The organism is Vreelandella sp. 21 (genome assembly GCF_050995515.1).
GTDB lineage: Bacteria > Pseudomonadota > Gammaproteobacteria > Pseudomonadales > Halomonadaceae > Vreelandella > Vreelandella alkaliphila.
Map to the genome: position 1 here is coordinate 2,595,454 of NZ_CP194673.1, position 16,479 is coordinate 2,611,932.

A 16,479-nucleotide genomic window follows, 5' to 3' on the forward strand; every position below is an offset into this window, starting at 1 on the left:
GCATCTTGCGAGGAACGAGCAAATGGGGGCACCCGCGAACGATTATGGCACTGCCCCGCGGGTGCGCTGACGCTTACGCCGCGCTACAAACCCATTAATTCAGTACGTTAAACGTAGCGCGTGGTAACGCATCTTGCGAGGAACGAGCAAATGAGGCACCCGCGAACGGCGGAGCCGTCTTGTGGCACTACCCCGCGGGTGCGCTGACGCTTACGCCGCGCTACAAACCCATTAATTCAGTACGTTAACCGTAGCGCGTGGTAACGCATCTTGCGAGGAACGAGCAAATGAGGCACCCGCAAACGATTATGGCACTTCCCCGCGGGTGCGCTGACGCTTACGCCGCGCTACAAACCCATTAATTCAGTACGTTGCAAACGTAGCGCGTGGTAACGCATCTTGCGAGGAACGAGCAAATGAGGCACCCGCGAGCGACTATGGCACTTCCCCGCGGGTGCGCTGACGCTTACGCCGCGCTACAAACCCGTCAATTCAATACGTTGCAAACGTAGCGCGTGGTAACGCATCTTGCGAGGAACGAGCAAATGAGGCACCCGCGAACGGCACAGCCGCCCAATAAAAAAACCCCGCAAGCACTTAGCTTGCGGGGTTTGGTATTACTGAGCATTGCTCTAAGAACAGTTTTTAGAACAGCTCAAAGAACGCTAGTAAACGTGCTTAGCCGAGCAGGTGCTCAACAGCCGCGCGCTCTTCACGCAGTTCTTTCTCGGTAGCCTGCATCTTCTCTTTGCTGAACGCGTCCAACTCAAAGCCTTGAACGATTTCATACTTGCCACCCTGACAACGAACTGGGTAGGAGTAGATGATGCCTTCTTCAATGCCGTAGCTGCCGTCAGACGGGATCGCCATGCTGACGATACCATCGCAACCCAGCGCCCAATCACGCATGTGATCAATGGCTGAAGACGCCGCAGACGCTGCAGAAGATGCGCCGCGTGCTTTGATAATCGCCGCACCGCGCTGCTGTACTGTCGGGATAAAGTCGTTTTCGTACCAGTCACGCTCGACCAGATCGAAGGCGGCTTTGCCGTCTACTTTGCACTGCGCCAGATCCGGATACTGGGTAGCACTGTGGTTGCCCCAGATAATCATGCTGTCAACGTCAGTAACGTGCTTGCCGGTTTTCTGAGCCAGCTGTGTCAGCGCACGGTTGTGATCCAAACGCGTCATCGCAGTGAACTGGCCTGCATCGAGGTCCGGCGCATTGCAAGAAGCAATCAATGCATTGGTGTTAGCCGGGTTACCGACAACGAGTACACGCACGTCACGGCTAGCGTGATCGTTCAGCGCTTTACCTTGTACAGAGAAGATCGCGGCGTTGGCTTCCAGCAGGTCTTTACGCTCCATACCCGGGCCACGCGGACGCGCACCTACCAGCAAGGCGAAATCGGCATCTTTGAAGGCAACGTTCGGATCATCAGTGGCAACGATGTCTTGTACCAGCGGGAAAGCACAGTCGTTAACTTCCATGACAACGCCATTCAGTGCGTCCATGGCTTGGGGAATTTCGAGAAGCTGGAGAATGACTGGCTGATCCGGCCCCAGCATATCGCCAGCGGCGATGCGGAAAATAAGAGAGTAGCTGATCTGGCCGGCACCGCCGGTAATCGCAATACGTACTGGATCTTTCATCATTGCTCCTTGATGGTTCGCCTAGGGTGGGTTCTCGCCTGAGAGTGGGACGACAGAACTCAAGACGCAAAGATGGTATGCCCAGATGTGCAAAAACTCAATCATACATGAGACTACTACCCATTCTCTCAGCGGCTTGGTACTCGCTGCCAGACGCCAGTTGCGCTATGGTGTGTCGGTCAGTAAGCCTTAACTTTTAGTACGGCCTACCCTTCAGCATGACTTGCCTTGTGTGATTTTTTTGGGTTAATACGGATATAACTACCCCATGCGACGAATCCCCTACTCTTACGCGCTTGCTAGCCTGCTAGTTCTGGCGCTTGTGATATGGCTAGCGGTTGGCGATTTTCAACGTTTCCAAAGTAGTCCACCTGATGTAGATGCCACTGAACGCGACGCAACACCTCGTGTAGAGGTGATGACCCAGCAGAGCGCGCCCTATATTCCTAAGCACGTGCTGCAAGGCCAGCTAACTGCTGAAAAAGAAACACTGCTGCGCGCCAATGTAACTGGCTATGTCGCAGAAAAACCGGTGGCCCAAGGAGAAACCGTCAGCCGAGGCGAGACACTGCTGGTACTAGACAACGACGCGCTCCCTCAACGCCTACAGCAGGCACGTGATGAGTTAGCGCTTGCTGAAGCGGAGTACGCGGGTGCTCAAAGCCTACGCCGCCGCGAGCTGATTTCTCAGCCAGAATTGCTGCGCCTGCAAAGTGCCTTAAGCGCCAGCGCAGCCCAGGTAGCTCAGTTGGAAAAGCAGTTAAGCGATACTCGCCCTACCGCACCCTTTAAAGGCGTGTTGGACCGCGTCCAGGTTGAGCTTGGCGACTTGCTGCAACCAGGCGAAGAGTGGGCACGACTGATCGACGACCGGCGTTTAACCGGCACCGCTTGGGTGGCTCAACAGCAAATCGGCGAGTTAAGCGTTGGCTTACCTGTCACCGCGCGACTGCTCAATGGCCAGTCGCTTTCCGGCGAAGTGTCTTATATTAGTAGTCGTGCAGAAGAAGCCACTCGCACGTTCTATATCGAAGTAACGCTCGACAATCCAGACAGGCAACGCCTAGCAGGGAGCAGCGCTGAATTCACCATAACGCTGCCACCTCGACAGGTGCATACTCTATCGCCTGCTCTCTTTAATCTGAATGAGCAGGGACAACTAGCCATCAAGCACGTTGTTGAGAATAACCGCGTTGCCCAAACGGCGATTGAATTGGTCAGTGCTGATACCGAACGTGCCTACGTTACTGGCTTGCCAAATCCTGTTCAGTTAATCACCCTCGGCGCAGGTTTGGTCAACCCAGGCGACACAGTAACACCAGTGTCTACCCAGGAAGGTGGTCATGCGTCAGTTGATTAATGCGGCGCTAACCCACACGCGAACCACCCTGCTGCTCCTGGTTGGCTTGCTGCTGGCGGGTACAACCGCCTGGCAGATGATTCCCAAGGAAGCCAATCCAGACGTCACTATCCCGATTATATACGTCTCGCTTTCGCTGGAAGGCGTTAGCCCGGAAGATGGTGAGCGCCTGTTAGTTCGCCCAATGGAGCAGGAACTGCGTGGAATCGAAGGGCTGCGCAAATTTACCGCCCAGTCTAGCGAAGGTCATGGGTCGGTGACGCTGGAGTTTGATCCTGGCTTTGATCCGGATACAGCGCTTTCTGATGTACGCGAACGCGTGGATATCGCCCGCAGTAGCTTACCGGATGAAGCGGACGAGCCTCGGGTCATGGAGGTTAACGTCTCTGAGTTTCCGGTGTTGAGCATCGGCCTTTCCGGCGAGTTGGATACTCGAGAACGGGTAACCATTGCGCGTCGCTTAAAAGAGGAAATAGAGGGCATTGCCGACGTTCTAGAGGTCGATATTGCTGGCGACCGCGAGGACTTACTCGAAATTGTCGTTGATCCACTGGTGCTGGAAAGTTACGGCGTTGATTTTGATACGCTGTTTAATCAAATCTCACGCAATAATCGCCTGGTTGCTGCGGGCAGCTTGGATACCGGCGCCGGACGGCTAGCACTAAAAGTACCGGGCATTATCGAATCGTTAAACGATGTCATGGACATGCCGGTGAAAGTTGACGGCGACCAGGTGGTTACGTTTGGTGATGTTGCGTGGATTTTACCGACCTACAAAGATCCCGAAGGATTTGCCCGCATCGACGGCCAACCTGCGGTAGTGCTGGAAATTTCCAAGCGCGCGGGGGCAAATATCATCGCCACCATTGACGCAGTAAGAGAGCGCTTTGCCCAGGCAGGCGACCTGCTGCCGGAACAGCTGCGTATTACCACGATTTTGGACGAGTCGGTTACCGTTCAAAATATGCTCTCTGAGCTGTTAAATAACGTGCTCACCGCAGTGGTGCTGGTATTAATTGTTGTCGTAGCCGTGATGGGCTGGCGCATGGCGCTGCTGGTAGGCCTGACCATACCCGGCGCGTTTTTAACCGGCATTCTTCTGGTTTGGGCATTTGGTTTTACGCTCAACATTGTGGTGTTATTTGCGCTGATCTTAGTGGCTGGCATGCTAGTGGATGGTGCGATTGTAGTCAGCGAGCTCGCTGACCGACACCTGCATGAGGGGCAGTCTCCCCACCAGGCTTGGCTGAATGCCGCAACACGCATGAGCTGGCCGGTTATTGCCTCTACCGCGACAACGCTTGCGGTATTTATACCGCTGCTATTTTGGCCAGGCGTGGTAGGTCAGTTTATGAAGTACCTGCCTGCCACCGTCATCTTGTGCCTTCTTGCGTCGCTAGCCATGGCTCTGGTGTTTTTGCCAACCCTGGGGCGATTGTTTACCCGCACATCCCATACAGCAACTGCGGGTGCTGGCCCGGTCGACGAAAGCACGTCGCTTGGGCGTGCCTATCGCCGCGTACTCGGACGTTTACTGCAGCATCCCGCCTGGGTGCTCGTATTTGCGGTGCTGTTAATTGGGTTGATTTATACCGGCTATGCTCGTTTTAATCATGGCGTTGATTTCTTCCCCAGCGTAGAGCCGGACAGCGCACAAGTGCTGGTACGTGCCCGAGGCGATTTTTCCGCTGAAGAAACCGACACCATCCTGAAGCGGGTGGAAAGCCGGCTGGGCAGCATGGGGGAAGTCGAAGCCCTTTATGCACGCTCTTTTGCAGTGCCTAACCAGCAAATGGGCAATGATGTGATCGGGATGTTGCAGTTTCAGTTTGTCGACTGGTACCAGCGCCGCCCTGCCCGCACGATTTTGGCTGACATGGCCGAGCGCACTCAAGATCTACCGGGGATAACGCTAGAGTTTCGCGAGCAGGAGATGGGGCCTGGTGGCGGCAAACCTATTGTGCTCGAAGTCAGCGCCACTGATCCAGATATCGCAAACGCCGGCGTTGACCAGATTACGGCACTAATGCAGGAGCTAGGCGGCTTTACCGACATCCAGGATAACCGCAGCCTGCCCGGGGTCGAATGGCAGGTAAAGGTTAACCGTGAAGCCGCTGCCCGCATGGGCACCGATATCACCACCATTGGTAGTGCTGTACAGCTACTCACCACTGGCCTTCAAGTGGCCAACTACCGTCCCCCCACCGTTACTGATGAGGTGGATATTCGCGTGCGCTTACCGGAACACTGGCGCACGCTCAACCAACTTGAACGACTGACGATCAACACCCCACGAGGCCAAGTGCCTATTGCTCACTTTGTAGACATTACGCCCGCCCCCAAAGTTGGCACCCTGAATCGTATTGATGGACGCCGTGCGATTACCGTTGAGGCAGATTTAGCACCAGGCTATTTAGCGGACGAGCGGTTGCGAGCGCTACTAGATGCAGGCCAAAGCCAACTTGACGATAGTTTGATGGTTAATGTGGCGGGTGAACAAGAAGATCAGCAGGAATCCATGCAGTTCTTGATCAGCGCTTTCTTGATCGCGATTGGGCTAATGGCGCTGATTCTAGTGACACAGTTCAATAGCTACTATCAAGCAGCGCTAGTGCTATCGGCCATTGTGTTCTCCACTGCGGGCGTTTTGATGGGGCTGCTCATTACTGGCCAAGCGTTTGGTATTGTCATGGTGGGCATGGGCATTATAGCCCTGGCAGGTATTGTCGTTAACAACAATATCGTCTTGATCGACACTTACAACGAGTTGCGCGGCCAAGGCATGCCCCCAACCGAAGCGGCACTAGAAGCAGGCACCCTGCGCTTACGCCCAGTGCTTCTCACCGCTATTACCACCGTGCTGGGGTTAATGCCGATGGTGCTGGGAATCAACGTTAATCTTTTTGCACCCGCGCTAGGGTTTAACGCCCCTTCCGCCCAATGGTGGACACAAATGTCCAGCGCGATTGCCGGCGGCCTCACGTTCGCCACAGCCCTGACACTCTTATTAACCCCCTGCATGCTAGTAATAGGCGGCAAGGTGAGGCGTGAGAAGTAATAGGTGAGGTGTGAGACTGCATAGCAGGGGCGACTGGGGCACCGTTCGCGGGTGCCTCATTTGCTCGTGCCTCGCAAGATTCGTTACACCGCGCTACAAAATACTGAATGCACAGGAGTTGTAGCGCGTGGTAAGCGAAGCGCACCCGCGGGGCAGCGAAAAGCGCTACGCTGGTGACTTTATCTGCTGTGGGCTGTGGGCGGCGTGCAGGCGGGCGATTAGCTGGTCTTCAAGGGCGAAGCGCTCTGCCAACCCTTTCGCTAAGCGGTCAATCCAGGCGGGCAAACGCACTAGATTCTGCTGACAGCGCACCGGTGAGGCGAAGTCTTCATCGAATTCCAGCACCATGGCCGTTGATAATTCTAAGCGCTCAAGAAGCTTTGCCGCGATTTGTAATGCACTCTCATCGTCGAATGCCTTCGCTTCCTCAGCAAGCTGGGGGTAAATCTCGAAGTGCCCAGCGCTGATGTAGTCCATCAACAACTCACTAAAGGTGTCAATGCGCGCTTTGCTAATCGCCTCTAACTCGGCGTCACAAGCTTCTTTCAGCTCAATGAAGCTGACTAACAGCGAGCGGCGCTGATCAAGCCAGCGATCAATCAAACTGTGCACGCCCCCCCAGCGCTCCAGGGCATTTTTGCAATCTTCGAGCATGGGGCTTTCTCCTTACAGATAGCCGTCTTCAACTGAGCTAGACTCGCGCGTCCGTGGACACCTGTCAATCCTAGCGGGTACGGTTTACTTAATTAAATGAGGCCAATCAATTAACGTAAACCATACCACTTATTTAACTCTTTTTTACAGACCATGTTTTTACAGACTATGTTTTTAAAGACCACAGAATACGCAGAGGCGCAATCGCGAGCAATAAAAAGCCGATCAAGGTCCATGCAGGCAACGACAGGCCTAAGAACATGAAATCAATGTCAGCACACTCACCAGAGCCGGTAAGCACCATGGCAACCACTTCTTGCATCGGCAAGATATCCATCATGTACTCAAGGCCTGGGCCACAGGTTGGCACTTCGTCAGCGGGCAAGCCTTGAAGCCATACATGCCTTCCAGCAACAAAAGCACCCGTACCTACTGCGGCTAAGCTCAGCAAACCGTAGATAGCTTTGCCTACTTTGCCACTTGGGTTATGAAGTGCAGCGATACCTAGCACCAGCCCTGCGGCAATCACCGCGACCCGCTGAAAAATACACAACGGGCAGGGTTCCAATCCCATAATATGCTCAAGCCCCAAGGCTACCGCCATCATCAGAACACAAAAGGCGAAGCCCGCTAACGCGATAGGGCGAACTGCTAATGATGTCATTGACCATCCTCTGGTGAAATAGCAGACAGCGCTCTGGACTCACGCGCTTTGGCAAAGTAAGTGCTTAGGAACTCACTAAAGCTCTCTTGATCGGCTTCTTCAATATCGTGCTGTTGTTGGTGCGAGGTCTCGATCAACTGAGCAAGCAGTGCTTCACGAGAACGTAGCATGGGCGTGGATTTAAGCTTGTCGGCTTGCTCTTGAGCCAATTGCAACAGCGTATCGCTGAGCGAGCCATTACCAGCTTCCAGGCGCGCCAGTAGTTGCGCTGAGGGGGTTAGAGAAGGATCTTTCAGCCGCGGCGCTAGCTCAGCGAGTGCCGACGCATGAGGAGTACTCTCTTCTACAGCATCCAATAGGCGTGCCACTTCAGCCATTTCCGCAAAAATCTGCTCGCCCCACTCCTTCACAGTCGTCGTTTTGCCGTTATGGATCAGCTTCAGCGCTGGGTCACGCCCACGCTCAACGACGAAACGGCGATTGTCGTCTAAGCGGTCGCACTCTTCGTCTGAAATCCACGGGCTATCGCTTAATAGACACCACATTAAGAAGGTATCAACAAAACGCATCTGAGCTTCGGTGACACCTAGCGGGTCGAATGGATTAAGATCCAAACAGCGTACTTCGATGTACTCCACCCCACGCGCTTCCAGGGCTTGACTGGGCGTTTCGTTGTGCTTGGCGACTCGTTTAGGGCGAATATCGCTGTAGTATTCGTTTTCAATCTGCAAAATATTGGCGTTTAACTGCTGCCACTCGTCGCCGTTCTTCACGCCCAGCTTTTCGTAGTCTGGCCACGGAGTGGAAATAGCGTGCCGTAGCGTGTTGACGTAGTTGGACAACGAGTTAAAGCAGATTTTAAGCTGCGACTGCACTTTATTCTGATAGCCCAAATCCGACATACGTAGCGTGGTCGCATAGGGGGCGTAATAGGTGTCGTCGCTCAGCGACTGCAGTTTTTCAGGCACTGTACCAGTTGGCAGGAAGCTTTTGTCGATGGCGGGTGATGCGCCAAATAGGTAGAGCAGCAGCCAGCTATGACGACGAAAATGCCGAATCATGCCGAAATAACGCGTAGAGCGATAATCGTTAAAAGGAATATTGGTGGCTTTTTCAAGCTCACGCAGGGCATGCCACATATCATCGGGTAGCGATACGTTGTAATGCACCCCGGCGATAGCCTGCATAATACGCCCGTAGCGCACATCCAACCCTTTACGATAAACATGCTTCATGGTGCCCACATTGGAGCTGCCATAGTCAGCAATCGGTACGCTATCGTTACCGGAAAGCCGAGACGGCATGCTGCCTGGCCAAATCCACTCATTTTCCAAGTGGTGATAGGTAAACGTGTGCAGGTCTGATAAAAATGCCAACGCCTCTTTTGGCTCTGAATACACCGGTGTGATGTACTCCAATAGCGCTTCGGAGTAGTCAGTGGTGATATGCGGGTGGGTTAGCTTTGAACCCAGCGCGTAAGGGTGCGGCGTTTGAGCAATATGGCCGTTGGCGTCAACGCGCAGGCCCTCTTTTTCCACCCCGCGACGCAGGCGACCTAGGCGCCCTAAACGCGCGCTAGGGAGCAAACGCTCAACCTGGGCGGTCAGTGTGGATGGCACAGTGAGAGGTTCAGACAAGGTGAACACTCCTTGTTAGTAAGGCCTGCTTAAAGCAGGCCTTGTTGAAATCAGCTGGCATCGCCATGCGGTTTATCACGTTTTTTTACCGAGAATAGACAGCAGGATATGGCGGCAACCATTAAATATTCAAGACGCGCGACTATTTGCCCTGCTTTGCTTTAAGCAGTGCTGCGCCGAGCGCGCCCATTGGTGCCGCTGCTTCGCTGGACTTTCCTCCCTGGCGTTGACCACGACCATTCTGTCCAGAACTAGCCGACCGCTGGCTACGTGCAGGCTTACGAGGCTCGTCGTTAGTGGAGTTTACAGCTGCTTGCGCCTGTTCTGGCTCATCATCCAAACGCATTGAAAGCCCTACCCGCTTGCGGGGGATATCCACGCTCATAACCTTAACGGTAACGATATCGCCTGCTTTGACTACACTGCGCGGATCATCGATAAAGCGGTCAGAGAGCGCTGAAATATGCACGAGCCCGTCTTGATGAACGCCAATATCTACAAAGGCACCGAAGTGGGTCACGTTGGTGACGGTACCTTCCAGCACCATGCCCAGCTTCAGGTCTTTGAGTGTTTCGACGCCTTCACGGAATTCAGCCGCCTTAAACTCAGGGCGCGGGTCGCGTCCTGGCTTATCCAGCTCTTTGAGAATATCGCTGACGGTAGGAACACCAAAACGCTCATCAGCGAAGTCAGCGGGCTTCAGTGCTTTTAGCGTCGCACTATCACCAATCAGGCCTTTTATATCTCGACTATTCTGCTTGGCAATACGCTCTACCAGCGTATAAGCCTCTGGGTGAACAGCGCTGGCGTCCAGCGGATTTTCGGCGTTGCTAATGCGTAAAAAACCAGCACACTGCTCAAACGTCTTTGGTCCAAGGCGGCTAACTTCTAACAGCTCTTTACGGCTCTTGAAGGCACCTTGAACGTTGCGTTGGGCAACAATATTTTCAGCAATGGCAGCACTTAGCCCAGCAACACGTGAAAGCAATGCGCTAGATGCCGTATTGAGATCCACACCGACGGCGTTAACGCAGTCTTCTATCACGACTTCTAGACTACGTGACAGCTGCACCTGGGAGACATCGTGCTGATACTGACCAACACCGATAGATTTCGGCTCGATTTTCACCAGTTCTGCAAGCGGGTCTTGCAGGCGGCGAGCAATAGAGACAGCGCCGCGCACGGTGACATCAAGATCCGGCAGCTCGCGGGAAGCGTATTCCGACGCGGAGTAAACCGACGCACCGGCCTCAGACACCATGACTTTACTTAAACGATGCTCGGGTGCTAACGCCTTCAGCAGATCACCTGCCAGCTTGTCAGTTTCACGACTGGCGGTGCCATTGCCAACGGCAACGAGTTGAACGCCGTGCTGTTTAACCAGCTTAGCGAGCACATTGAGCGATTCGTCCCAGCGATTCTGCGGCGCATGGGGGTAAATCGTCGCTTGGTCGATAAATTGACCGGTAGCATCCACCACCGCAACCTTGCAGCCGGTTCTTAGACCCGGGTCAATCGCGAGAGTCACTTTTTGCCCTGCAGGTGCTGCCAGCAAAAGGTCTTTCAGGTTGGCGGCAAACACCTCGATAGCAGTCAACTCTGCCTGCTCGCGCAAGCGACCCAACAACTCGGTTTCAAGCGCGGTATAAAGCTTCACACGCCACGTCCAACGCACTACTTCGCTCAACCATTTGTCGGCGGGGCGGCCTTCATCGCTAATACCCACTTGTTTGGCAATAGCGACCTGGGCCGGATGAATTGGAGCGTCCTCTTCGCCAGGCAGACGAATCGCCAGACTTAGAATGCCTTCGTTGCGACCACGGAACATAGCCAGCGCACGGTGAGATGGCACCTTGGCAAGTTTCTCGTCATGTTCGAAGTAGTCAGAAAACTTTGCGCCCTCCTGCTGCTTGCCATCTAGCACGCGGGCACTTAGTTCGCCCTCTTGCCATAACCGTTCACGCAATCGGCCAATAAGTTCAGGGTCTTCGGCGAAGCGTTCCATGAGAATTTGCTTAGCACCATCAAGGGCGGCTTTGGCATCTTCAATGGCTGGAATATCGCCTTCTGCAGGGCGCAGGTACTGCGCTGCTTCGCTTTCGGGATTAAGCTGCGGATTGGCCAACAGGGCATCAGCCAGTGGCTCTAGGCCCGCTTCACGGGCAATTTGAGCTTTCGTGCGGCGCTTTTTCTTAAACGGTAGGTATAAGTCTTCTAGGCGCTGCTTCGTCTCAGCTGCCTGAATCGTTGCTTTTAGCGTGGCATCCAGCTTGCCTTGCTCATCGATAGCCGCTAGTACGGCTTCACGGCGCTCTTCCAGCTCGCGCAAATAGCGCAGGCGCTCATCCAGTTGGCGCAGCTGAATATCATCGAGGGCACCCGTTACCTCTTTACGATAACGAGCAATAAACGGCACGGTAGCGCCACCATCCAGAAGCTCTACCGTTGCGGAGACCTGTTCAGGCCGTACGTTTAGCTCAGTGGCTAAGCGTGAAATAATGCGTTGTTTGACATCCATAACGTGCAACTAACTCATGCAGCATTCGAGGTGCCGACAAGGTACCACAATCGCACGATGCTGGCATGAATTGGCCACGATGGGGAAGTTGCCCTCGCGGGTGCGCTTCGCTTACCACGCGCTACAACACCACTGAGTTCAATGGTTGCATCCCTGTAGCGCGGTGTAACGAGTCTTGCGAGGGACGAGCAAACGAGGCACCCGCGACACTCCATGGGCACATGATCAACTCCAGCACCGCTTCGCACTACCCTCGCGGGTGCGCTTCGCTTACCACGCGCTACAATCCCACTGAGCTCAATGTTTGCGTCCCTGTAGCGCGGTGTAACGAGTCTTGCGAGGGACGAGCAAACGAGGCACCCGCGGATAGTGTTTTACGCAGGCACAAACCGCAGTGCTACACCGTTGTTGCACCAACGCAAGCCGGTAGGCTCTGGGCCATCACCAAAGACATGGCCTTGATGACCGCCGCAGCGCGCACAGTGATATTCTGTGCGTGGCCACACCAGTTTGAAATCCAACTTGCTTAACAAGTGGCCCTCAACATGTTCGAAAAAACTGGGCCAACCGGTGCCAGATTCATACTTCATTGCGCTGGTGAAAAGTACAAGATCGCACCCAGCACAGCGGTACTCACCTTCCCCAACCTCTCCGTCCAGTGGGCTTGAAAAGGCGCGCTCAGTTCCCTCTTCGCGGAGCACGTAGAAGGCTTCATCAGTCAGGCGTTCACGCCATTCGTCTTCGCTTAATTCAAGCTTTTCAAGGCCAGGAGCTGCTTTAAGGTCTAATCGCGGAAAGCCAAACGAGACGCCAGGAAGAACACCTGCCAATCCCGTTAGCCCCGCAAGACCCAAAAAGTGACGACGCTTCATTTGCGCACCCCTTTAACACGTCAAGGACATAGTCACAAAAACGGGACGGCGCCTTAGCACCGTCCCGTTTTGACTACTTGACTGCCTAAACGTTCGATTAGTTATTCAAACGTTTGACAACCTTTACCCTATCGTACATATCAGGTTAACTGCGGACCTGCCTTGATAATTGCTTCGTTAACGCCTTCAAACTTCTTGAAGTTATCAACGAATTTGGTGGCAAGGTCTTGCAGATGACGATCGTAGGCATCTTGGTCAGCCCACGTTTCGCGAGGATTGAGCAGGCTAGAGTCGACACCCGGCACGGCTACAGGCACTTGAAGGTTAAGGCCGTCGATGTGCTGGGTTTCAACATCACGCAGCACGCCGGACTGAATAGCACTGATGATAGCGCGAGTAGTCGGGATAGAGAAACGTGAGCCACCTTCACCGTAGGCACCACCTGTCCAGCCGGTGTTGACGAGATAAACCTGAGCATCTTTTTTGTCTACCCGCTTGATCAGCAGGTCGGCGTATTCACGCGCAGGACGCGGGAAGAACGGCGCACCGAAGCAGGTAGAGAATGTGGCAGCCAAGCCTTCAGATGAACCCATTTCGGTAGAGCCCACTTTCGCTGTGTAGCCTGACAAGAAATGGTACGCGGCGGCTTCTTTGGAAAGAATCGATACGGGCGGCAATACGCCAGACATATCGCAGGTCAGGAAGACGATAGCGTTAGGCTCACCAGCCAGGTTCTCCGGTACACGCTTTTCAACGTGCTCTAGCGGGTAAGCGGCACGAGAATTCTGAGTCAGGCTGTCGTCGGCGTAATCCGGCTCGCGACGATCGTCAAGAACAACGTTCTCAAGCACGGTACCAAACTTAATCGCGTTCCAGATAACCGGCTCGTTCTTCTCAGAAAGGTCGATACATTTAGCGTAGCAGCCACCTTCCATGTTGAAGACGATACCGTCGCCCCACGCGTGCTCATCATCGCCAATCAGGTAGCGCGCTTGGTCAGCGGAAAGCGTGGTTTTACCCGTGCCTGAAAGGCCGAAGAACAAACAGGTTTCGCCGTCTTCACCGACGTTCGCAGAGCAGTGCATCGGCAGAACATCTGCTTCTGGCAACAAGTAGTTCTGCACCGAGAACATTGCTTTCTTCATTTCACCGGCATAGCGCATACCAGCAATCAACACTTTGCGCTCGGCAAAGTTAATAATGACACAGCCATCAGAGTTGGTGCCGTCGCGGCTGGGGTCACACTCAAAACCCGCGGCGTTTAGAATCGTCCACTCATCTTTAACCGCTGTGTTGTATGCCTGCGGGCGCACAAACATGGTGCGGCCAAACAGGTTTTGCCAAGCCGTTTCTGTGGTAACACGAACGGGTAAGTAGTGTGTGTTATCACTGCCGACATGCAGTTCGGCTACGAAGTGCTCACCGCTACCCAGATAGTCTTCTACACGTGCCCACAGCGCTGAAAATTTCTCAGCATCAAACGGGCGGTTCACGCTTCCCCAGTCGATGCTATCGCGAGTAGAGGGCTCGTCGACGATATAGCGATCTTTCGGTGAACGCCCTGTGCGCAGACCGGTGTTTACCACCAGCGCACCGTTAGCCGACAGGCGGCCTTCACCACGGGCCACGGCGCGCTCGATCAGTTCGGCGCTGCTAAGATTAACGTGGGCTTGGGGAGCGGCTTGAGTCGTGGTCATGTCGATTCCTGGGTCTCGAATTTACCGGGCGTCAACGACGCCTTGAGAAATCATCTCAGCCGCTTATTGTTTCCAATACCATGGGCTGAGTGCGCTGAAGTCCGGCGCATTATGGCAAAAAGAAAGCCCCCAGGAAACGGGGGCTTTCATCAAATATCTTGTAGTTAAACTACTACAATGACACTACATTTTGTGTTGCAGCGCAGTATATTTTCAAACAACCGTTCGGCAGGCATCCTATAGGCTTTGCTATGACTAGCGCGGTACCTATACGACTTCAATACTCATGCCATCATCTGCGACTACACAATCAATGAATCACCGGGGGTGGCGCGTCCGGATTTTCTAATAAAATTTCAATATCTGCGGCTGTGTAGTGATATTTCGTGTGGCAAAAGTGGCATTGCGTATCGATTGCGCCTTCTTCACGCAAAATATCGCGCAGTTCCTGTTCGCCAAGCGTGTATAACGCATGACTCATTCGCTCCCGCGAGCAGGTGCAACCAAAGCGTAGTGCTTTCGGCTCGAACACTCTAACCGTCTCTTCGTGATAGAGCCGATACAGCACTTCGCGCTGCTCCAGCCCCAGCAGCTCTTCAGCCTTAATGGTTTCAGCGAGATGAACGCTGCGCTCCCAAGCATCAACATCTTGATTTTGTGAGGCGTCAGGCAGGCGCTGAAGCAGCAGCCCACCTGCACGCTCGCCGTCAGCCGCGAGCCAAAGGCGTGTTGGCAACTGTTCTGATTGGCCAAAGTAGGCTTCTAGGCAGCCCCCCAAGGTAGCGTGATCAAGCGCAACAATACCTTGATACCGATGCCCTTCCCTTGGATCTAGGGTAATCACAATTTGGCCTTCACCCACCAGTTCTCGGAAACTGGCATGTTCGCTGGGCAGCACAGCGTCTTCCGCGATTCGCGCGATCGCACGCAGCTCACCACCGGGGTTGGACTCGGCCATTAAGAGTGCAAGCGAGCCTCGTCCACGCACTTCAATGCTTAAGGTGCCGTCTAGTTTTACCGTGTCCGTTAGCAACGCGACCGCCGCCAGCAGCTCACCCAGCAATTCATTAACCGCTGGTGGATAGGCGTGACGGTCTAACACTTCATGATAGGCAGTGCTGAGCGTGACGATTTCACCACGCACGTTGGTTTGGTCAAACATAAAACGTTGGATTTGATCAGACATAAGGAAACCGCCGGAGAAGTAGAGAGAAGGCTTACCGCCATGACGAATAAATGCGTATTTAATCGCCCTGTTGGCGCTGGAAGCGCTGGATATCACGCCGCTGTTTTTTATCAGGGCGTTTGAGTGGGTGCTGCATGGCTTCATTGGTGAGACGACGAGCTTCAGCTTCTTTGGCTCGACGTTGCACGCTTTCCTCGGTTTCAGCGTAGAGCTTACGCGCTTCTGGCGCGCCGCGACGCTGGTCGGAAAGCGAAATCACTTCCACCTCAAAAATATCCCACCCTTGGGGAACGCGAATAAGCGCCCCCAGCTCGACATTTTTGCTGGTTTTGACGCGGCCACCGTCATAGTGAACTTTACCGCCTTCTATCGCTTTTTTAGCCAGGGCACGGGTTTTGAAAAACCGTGCGGCCCATAGCCACTTATCCAAGCGAACGCTGTCGCTCATTAACGCTCTCCTCGCTGCCCTGGCAGGTTATCTGGCAGCAGTTGGGCAAACCGGTCTAGGGCAATAAACTCCTGCAGTTCTTTTTCAGGCCGCTGGCTATCTGGCTGCTTAATACCCAGTAAGTGTTTGATACCAAACTCACGGGCACTTTCGAGTACGCGTGCGTTATCATCGATAAACAGCGTACGCGCTGAATCAAACGGTTCTCGCTCTTGAAGCGCAAACCAGAAAGCCTGCTCCTCTTTAGCAGCCCCCACATCTTCTGATGAGATGATGGCGTCGAGGTAGTTTTCCAACCCTGTCAGCGGTAATTTTAGCGCGAGGCTGGCACGGTCTGCGTTGGTCGCTAGAATGACACGGGGGTGGGCTTGCTTAAGCCAGGTTAAAAAGTCTAACGCGTCACTACGCAGGCCTATCAAGTGTTGTACTTCGCGTTTCAGCGCCACGATATCCACACCGAGCTCGCGGCTCCAGTACGCAAGGCTGTACCAGTTCAGCGTGCCCTGTTCACCGATAATGCGCGCACGCAGCGCTTCTTGGCTCGCTGCGTCTAGCTGATGAAGCTCAACATAGCGTTTTGGCAGGTGCTCTAGCCAGAAATGGCTATCGAAGTGCAGATCCAGCAGCGTGCCATCCATATCGAGTAGGACAGTATCAATCTCGCGCCAATCAATCATTGCCGCTCCAGTATGAAAGAGTAAGCATGCTATTGTAGCGTAACCCGTTTTTTGC

12 protein-coding genes are annotated in these 16,479 nt (G+C 54.0%); 2 read left to right on the forward strand and 10 right to left on the reverse strand.

From position 1 onward, the window contains the following. Positions 1–678: 678 nt before the first annotated feature. Positions 679–1,653, reverse strand: coding sequence for a malate dehydrogenase (locus ACN06F_RS12100; RefSeq protein WP_038486035.1), 975 nt, complete (start codon positions 1,651–1,653; stop codon positions 679–681). Between the two features lie 268 nt (positions 1,654–1,921). On the opposite strand from ACN06F_RS12100, the gene ACN06F_RS12105 reads away from it, so the two are divergent. Both ACN06F_RS12105 and ACN06F_RS12110 read left to right on the forward strand, forming a co-directional pair. Beyond that, positions 1,922–3,013: an efflux RND transporter periplasmic adaptor subunit gene (locus ACN06F_RS12105; protein WP_433923991.1), complete on the forward strand. Its 1,092-nt coding sequence runs from the start codon at positions 1,922–1,924 to the stop codon at positions 3,011–3,013. Further along, positions 2,997–6,071 carry an efflux RND transporter permease subunit gene (locus ACN06F_RS12110; protein ID WP_433923992.1) on the forward strand — a complete coding sequence of 1,025 codons (3,075 nt, stop codon included), beginning with the start codon at positions 2,997–2,999 and terminating at the stop codon, positions 6,069–6,071. The genes ACN06F_RS12105 and ACN06F_RS12110 overlap by 17 nt, the downstream gene beginning before the upstream one ends. Before the next feature lie 165 nt (positions 6,072–6,236). Here ACN06F_RS12110 and rsd read toward each other — a convergent pair whose 3' ends face one another. From rsd to yrfG, 9 genes are all read right to left on the reverse strand, one after another. Continuing rightward, positions 6,237–6,725 (reverse strand): sigma D regulator, encoded by a 489-nt coding sequence (gene rsd, locus ACN06F_RS12115; RefSeq protein ID WP_095604561.1) that lies wholly within the window; start codon positions 6,723–6,725, stop codon positions 6,237–6,239. Between the two features lie 166 nt (positions 6,726–6,891). Further along, a complete protein-coding gene (locus ACN06F_RS12120) occupies positions 6,892–7,389 on the reverse strand; it encodes a disulfide bond formation protein B (protein ID WP_038486044.1) in 498 nt (165 codons plus the stop codon). Then, complete coding sequence (gshA, locus tag ACN06F_RS12125; RefSeq protein ID WP_193060832.1) at positions 7,386–9,026, reverse strand: glutamate--cysteine ligase; 1,641 nt, start codon at positions 9,024–9,026, stop codon at positions 7,386–7,388. Before gshA ends, ACN06F_RS12120 begins: the two co-directional genes overlap by 4 nt. Before the next feature lie 142 nt (positions 9,027–9,168). After that, entirely contained in the window at positions 9,169–11,544 is a 2,376-nt protein-coding gene (locus ACN06F_RS12130; RefSeq protein WP_433923993.1) for a Tex family protein, read from the reverse strand. Between the two features lie 374 nt (positions 11,545–11,918). Then, the gene (msrB, locus tag ACN06F_RS12135; protein ID WP_433923994.1) at positions 11,919–12,416 is read right to left on the reverse strand and encodes a peptide-methionine (R)-S-oxide reductase MsrB; all 498 of its coding nucleotides are present in this window, start codon (positions 12,414–12,416) and stop codon (positions 11,919–11,921) included. Between the two features lie 140 nt (positions 12,417–12,556). Beyond that, positions 12,557–14,113, reverse strand: coding sequence for a phosphoenolpyruvate carboxykinase (locus tag ACN06F_RS12140; protein ID WP_038486052.1), 1,557 nt, complete (start codon positions 14,111–14,113; stop codon positions 12,557–12,559). 310 nt (positions 14,114–14,423) lie between these two features. Further along, complete coding sequence (hslO, locus tag ACN06F_RS12145; RefSeq protein WP_038486054.1) at positions 14,424–15,299, reverse strand: Hsp33 family molecular chaperone HslO; 876 nt, start codon at positions 15,297–15,299, stop codon at positions 14,424–14,426. Between the two features lie 58 nt (positions 15,300–15,357). Beyond that, complete coding sequence (gene hslR / locus ACN06F_RS12150) at positions 15,358–15,747, reverse strand: ribosome-associated heat shock protein Hsp15 (protein ID WP_038486056.1); 390 nt, start codon at positions 15,745–15,747, stop codon at positions 15,358–15,360. Further along, positions 15,747–16,424, reverse strand: a complete 678-nt coding sequence (yrfG, locus tag ACN06F_RS12155; protein WP_089037425.1) for a GMP/IMP nucleotidase — start codon at positions 16,422–16,424, stop codon at positions 15,747–15,749. Before yrfG ends, hslR begins: the two co-directional genes overlap by 1 nt. Between the last annotated feature and the right edge of the window lie 55 nt (positions 16,425–16,479).

Bases quoted from the DNA above. Each gene is read 5' to 3' on its own strand.
- ACN06F_RS12120 (WP_038486044.1), bottom strand. From the start codon at position 7,389: ATGACATCATTAGCAGTTCGCCCTATCGCGTTAGCGGGCTTCGCCTTT.
- ACN06F_RS12110 (WP_433923992.1), top strand. From the start codon at position 2,997: ATGCGTCAGTTGATTAATGCGGCGCTAACCCACACGCGAACCACCCTG.
- hslO (WP_038486054.1), bottom strand. From the start codon at position 15,299: ATGTCTGATCAAATCCAACGTTTTATGTTTGACCAAACCAACGTGCGT.
- ACN06F_RS12130 (WP_433923993.1), bottom strand. From the start codon at position 11,544: ATGGATGTCAAACAACGCATTATTTCACGCTTAGCCACTGAGCTAAAC.
- rsd (WP_095604561.1), bottom strand. From the start codon at position 6,725: ATGCTCGAAGATTGCAAAAATGCCCTGGAGCGCTGGGGGGGCGTGCAC.
- yrfG (WP_089037425.1), bottom strand. From the start codon at position 16,424: ATGATTGATTGGCGCGAGATTGATACTGTCCTACTCGATATGGATGGC.
- ACN06F_RS12140 (WP_038486052.1), bottom strand. From the start codon at position 14,113: ATGACCACGACTCAAGCCGCTCCCCAAGCCCACGTTAATCTTAGCAGC.
- hslR (WP_038486056.1), bottom strand. From the start codon at position 15,747: ATGAGCGACAGCGTTCGCTTGGATAAGTGGCTATGGGCCGCACGGTTT.
- msrB (WP_433923994.1), bottom strand. From the start codon at position 12,416: ATGAAGCGTCGTCACTTTTTGGGTCTTGCGGGGCTAACGGGATTGGCA.
- ACN06F_RS12105 (WP_433923991.1), top strand. From the start codon at position 1,922: ATGCGACGAATCCCCTACTCTTACGCGCTTGCTAGCCTGCTAGTTCTG.
- ACN06F_RS12100 (WP_038486035.1), bottom strand. From the start codon at position 1,653: ATGAAAGATCCAGTACGTATTGCGATTACCGGCGGTGCCGGCCAGATC.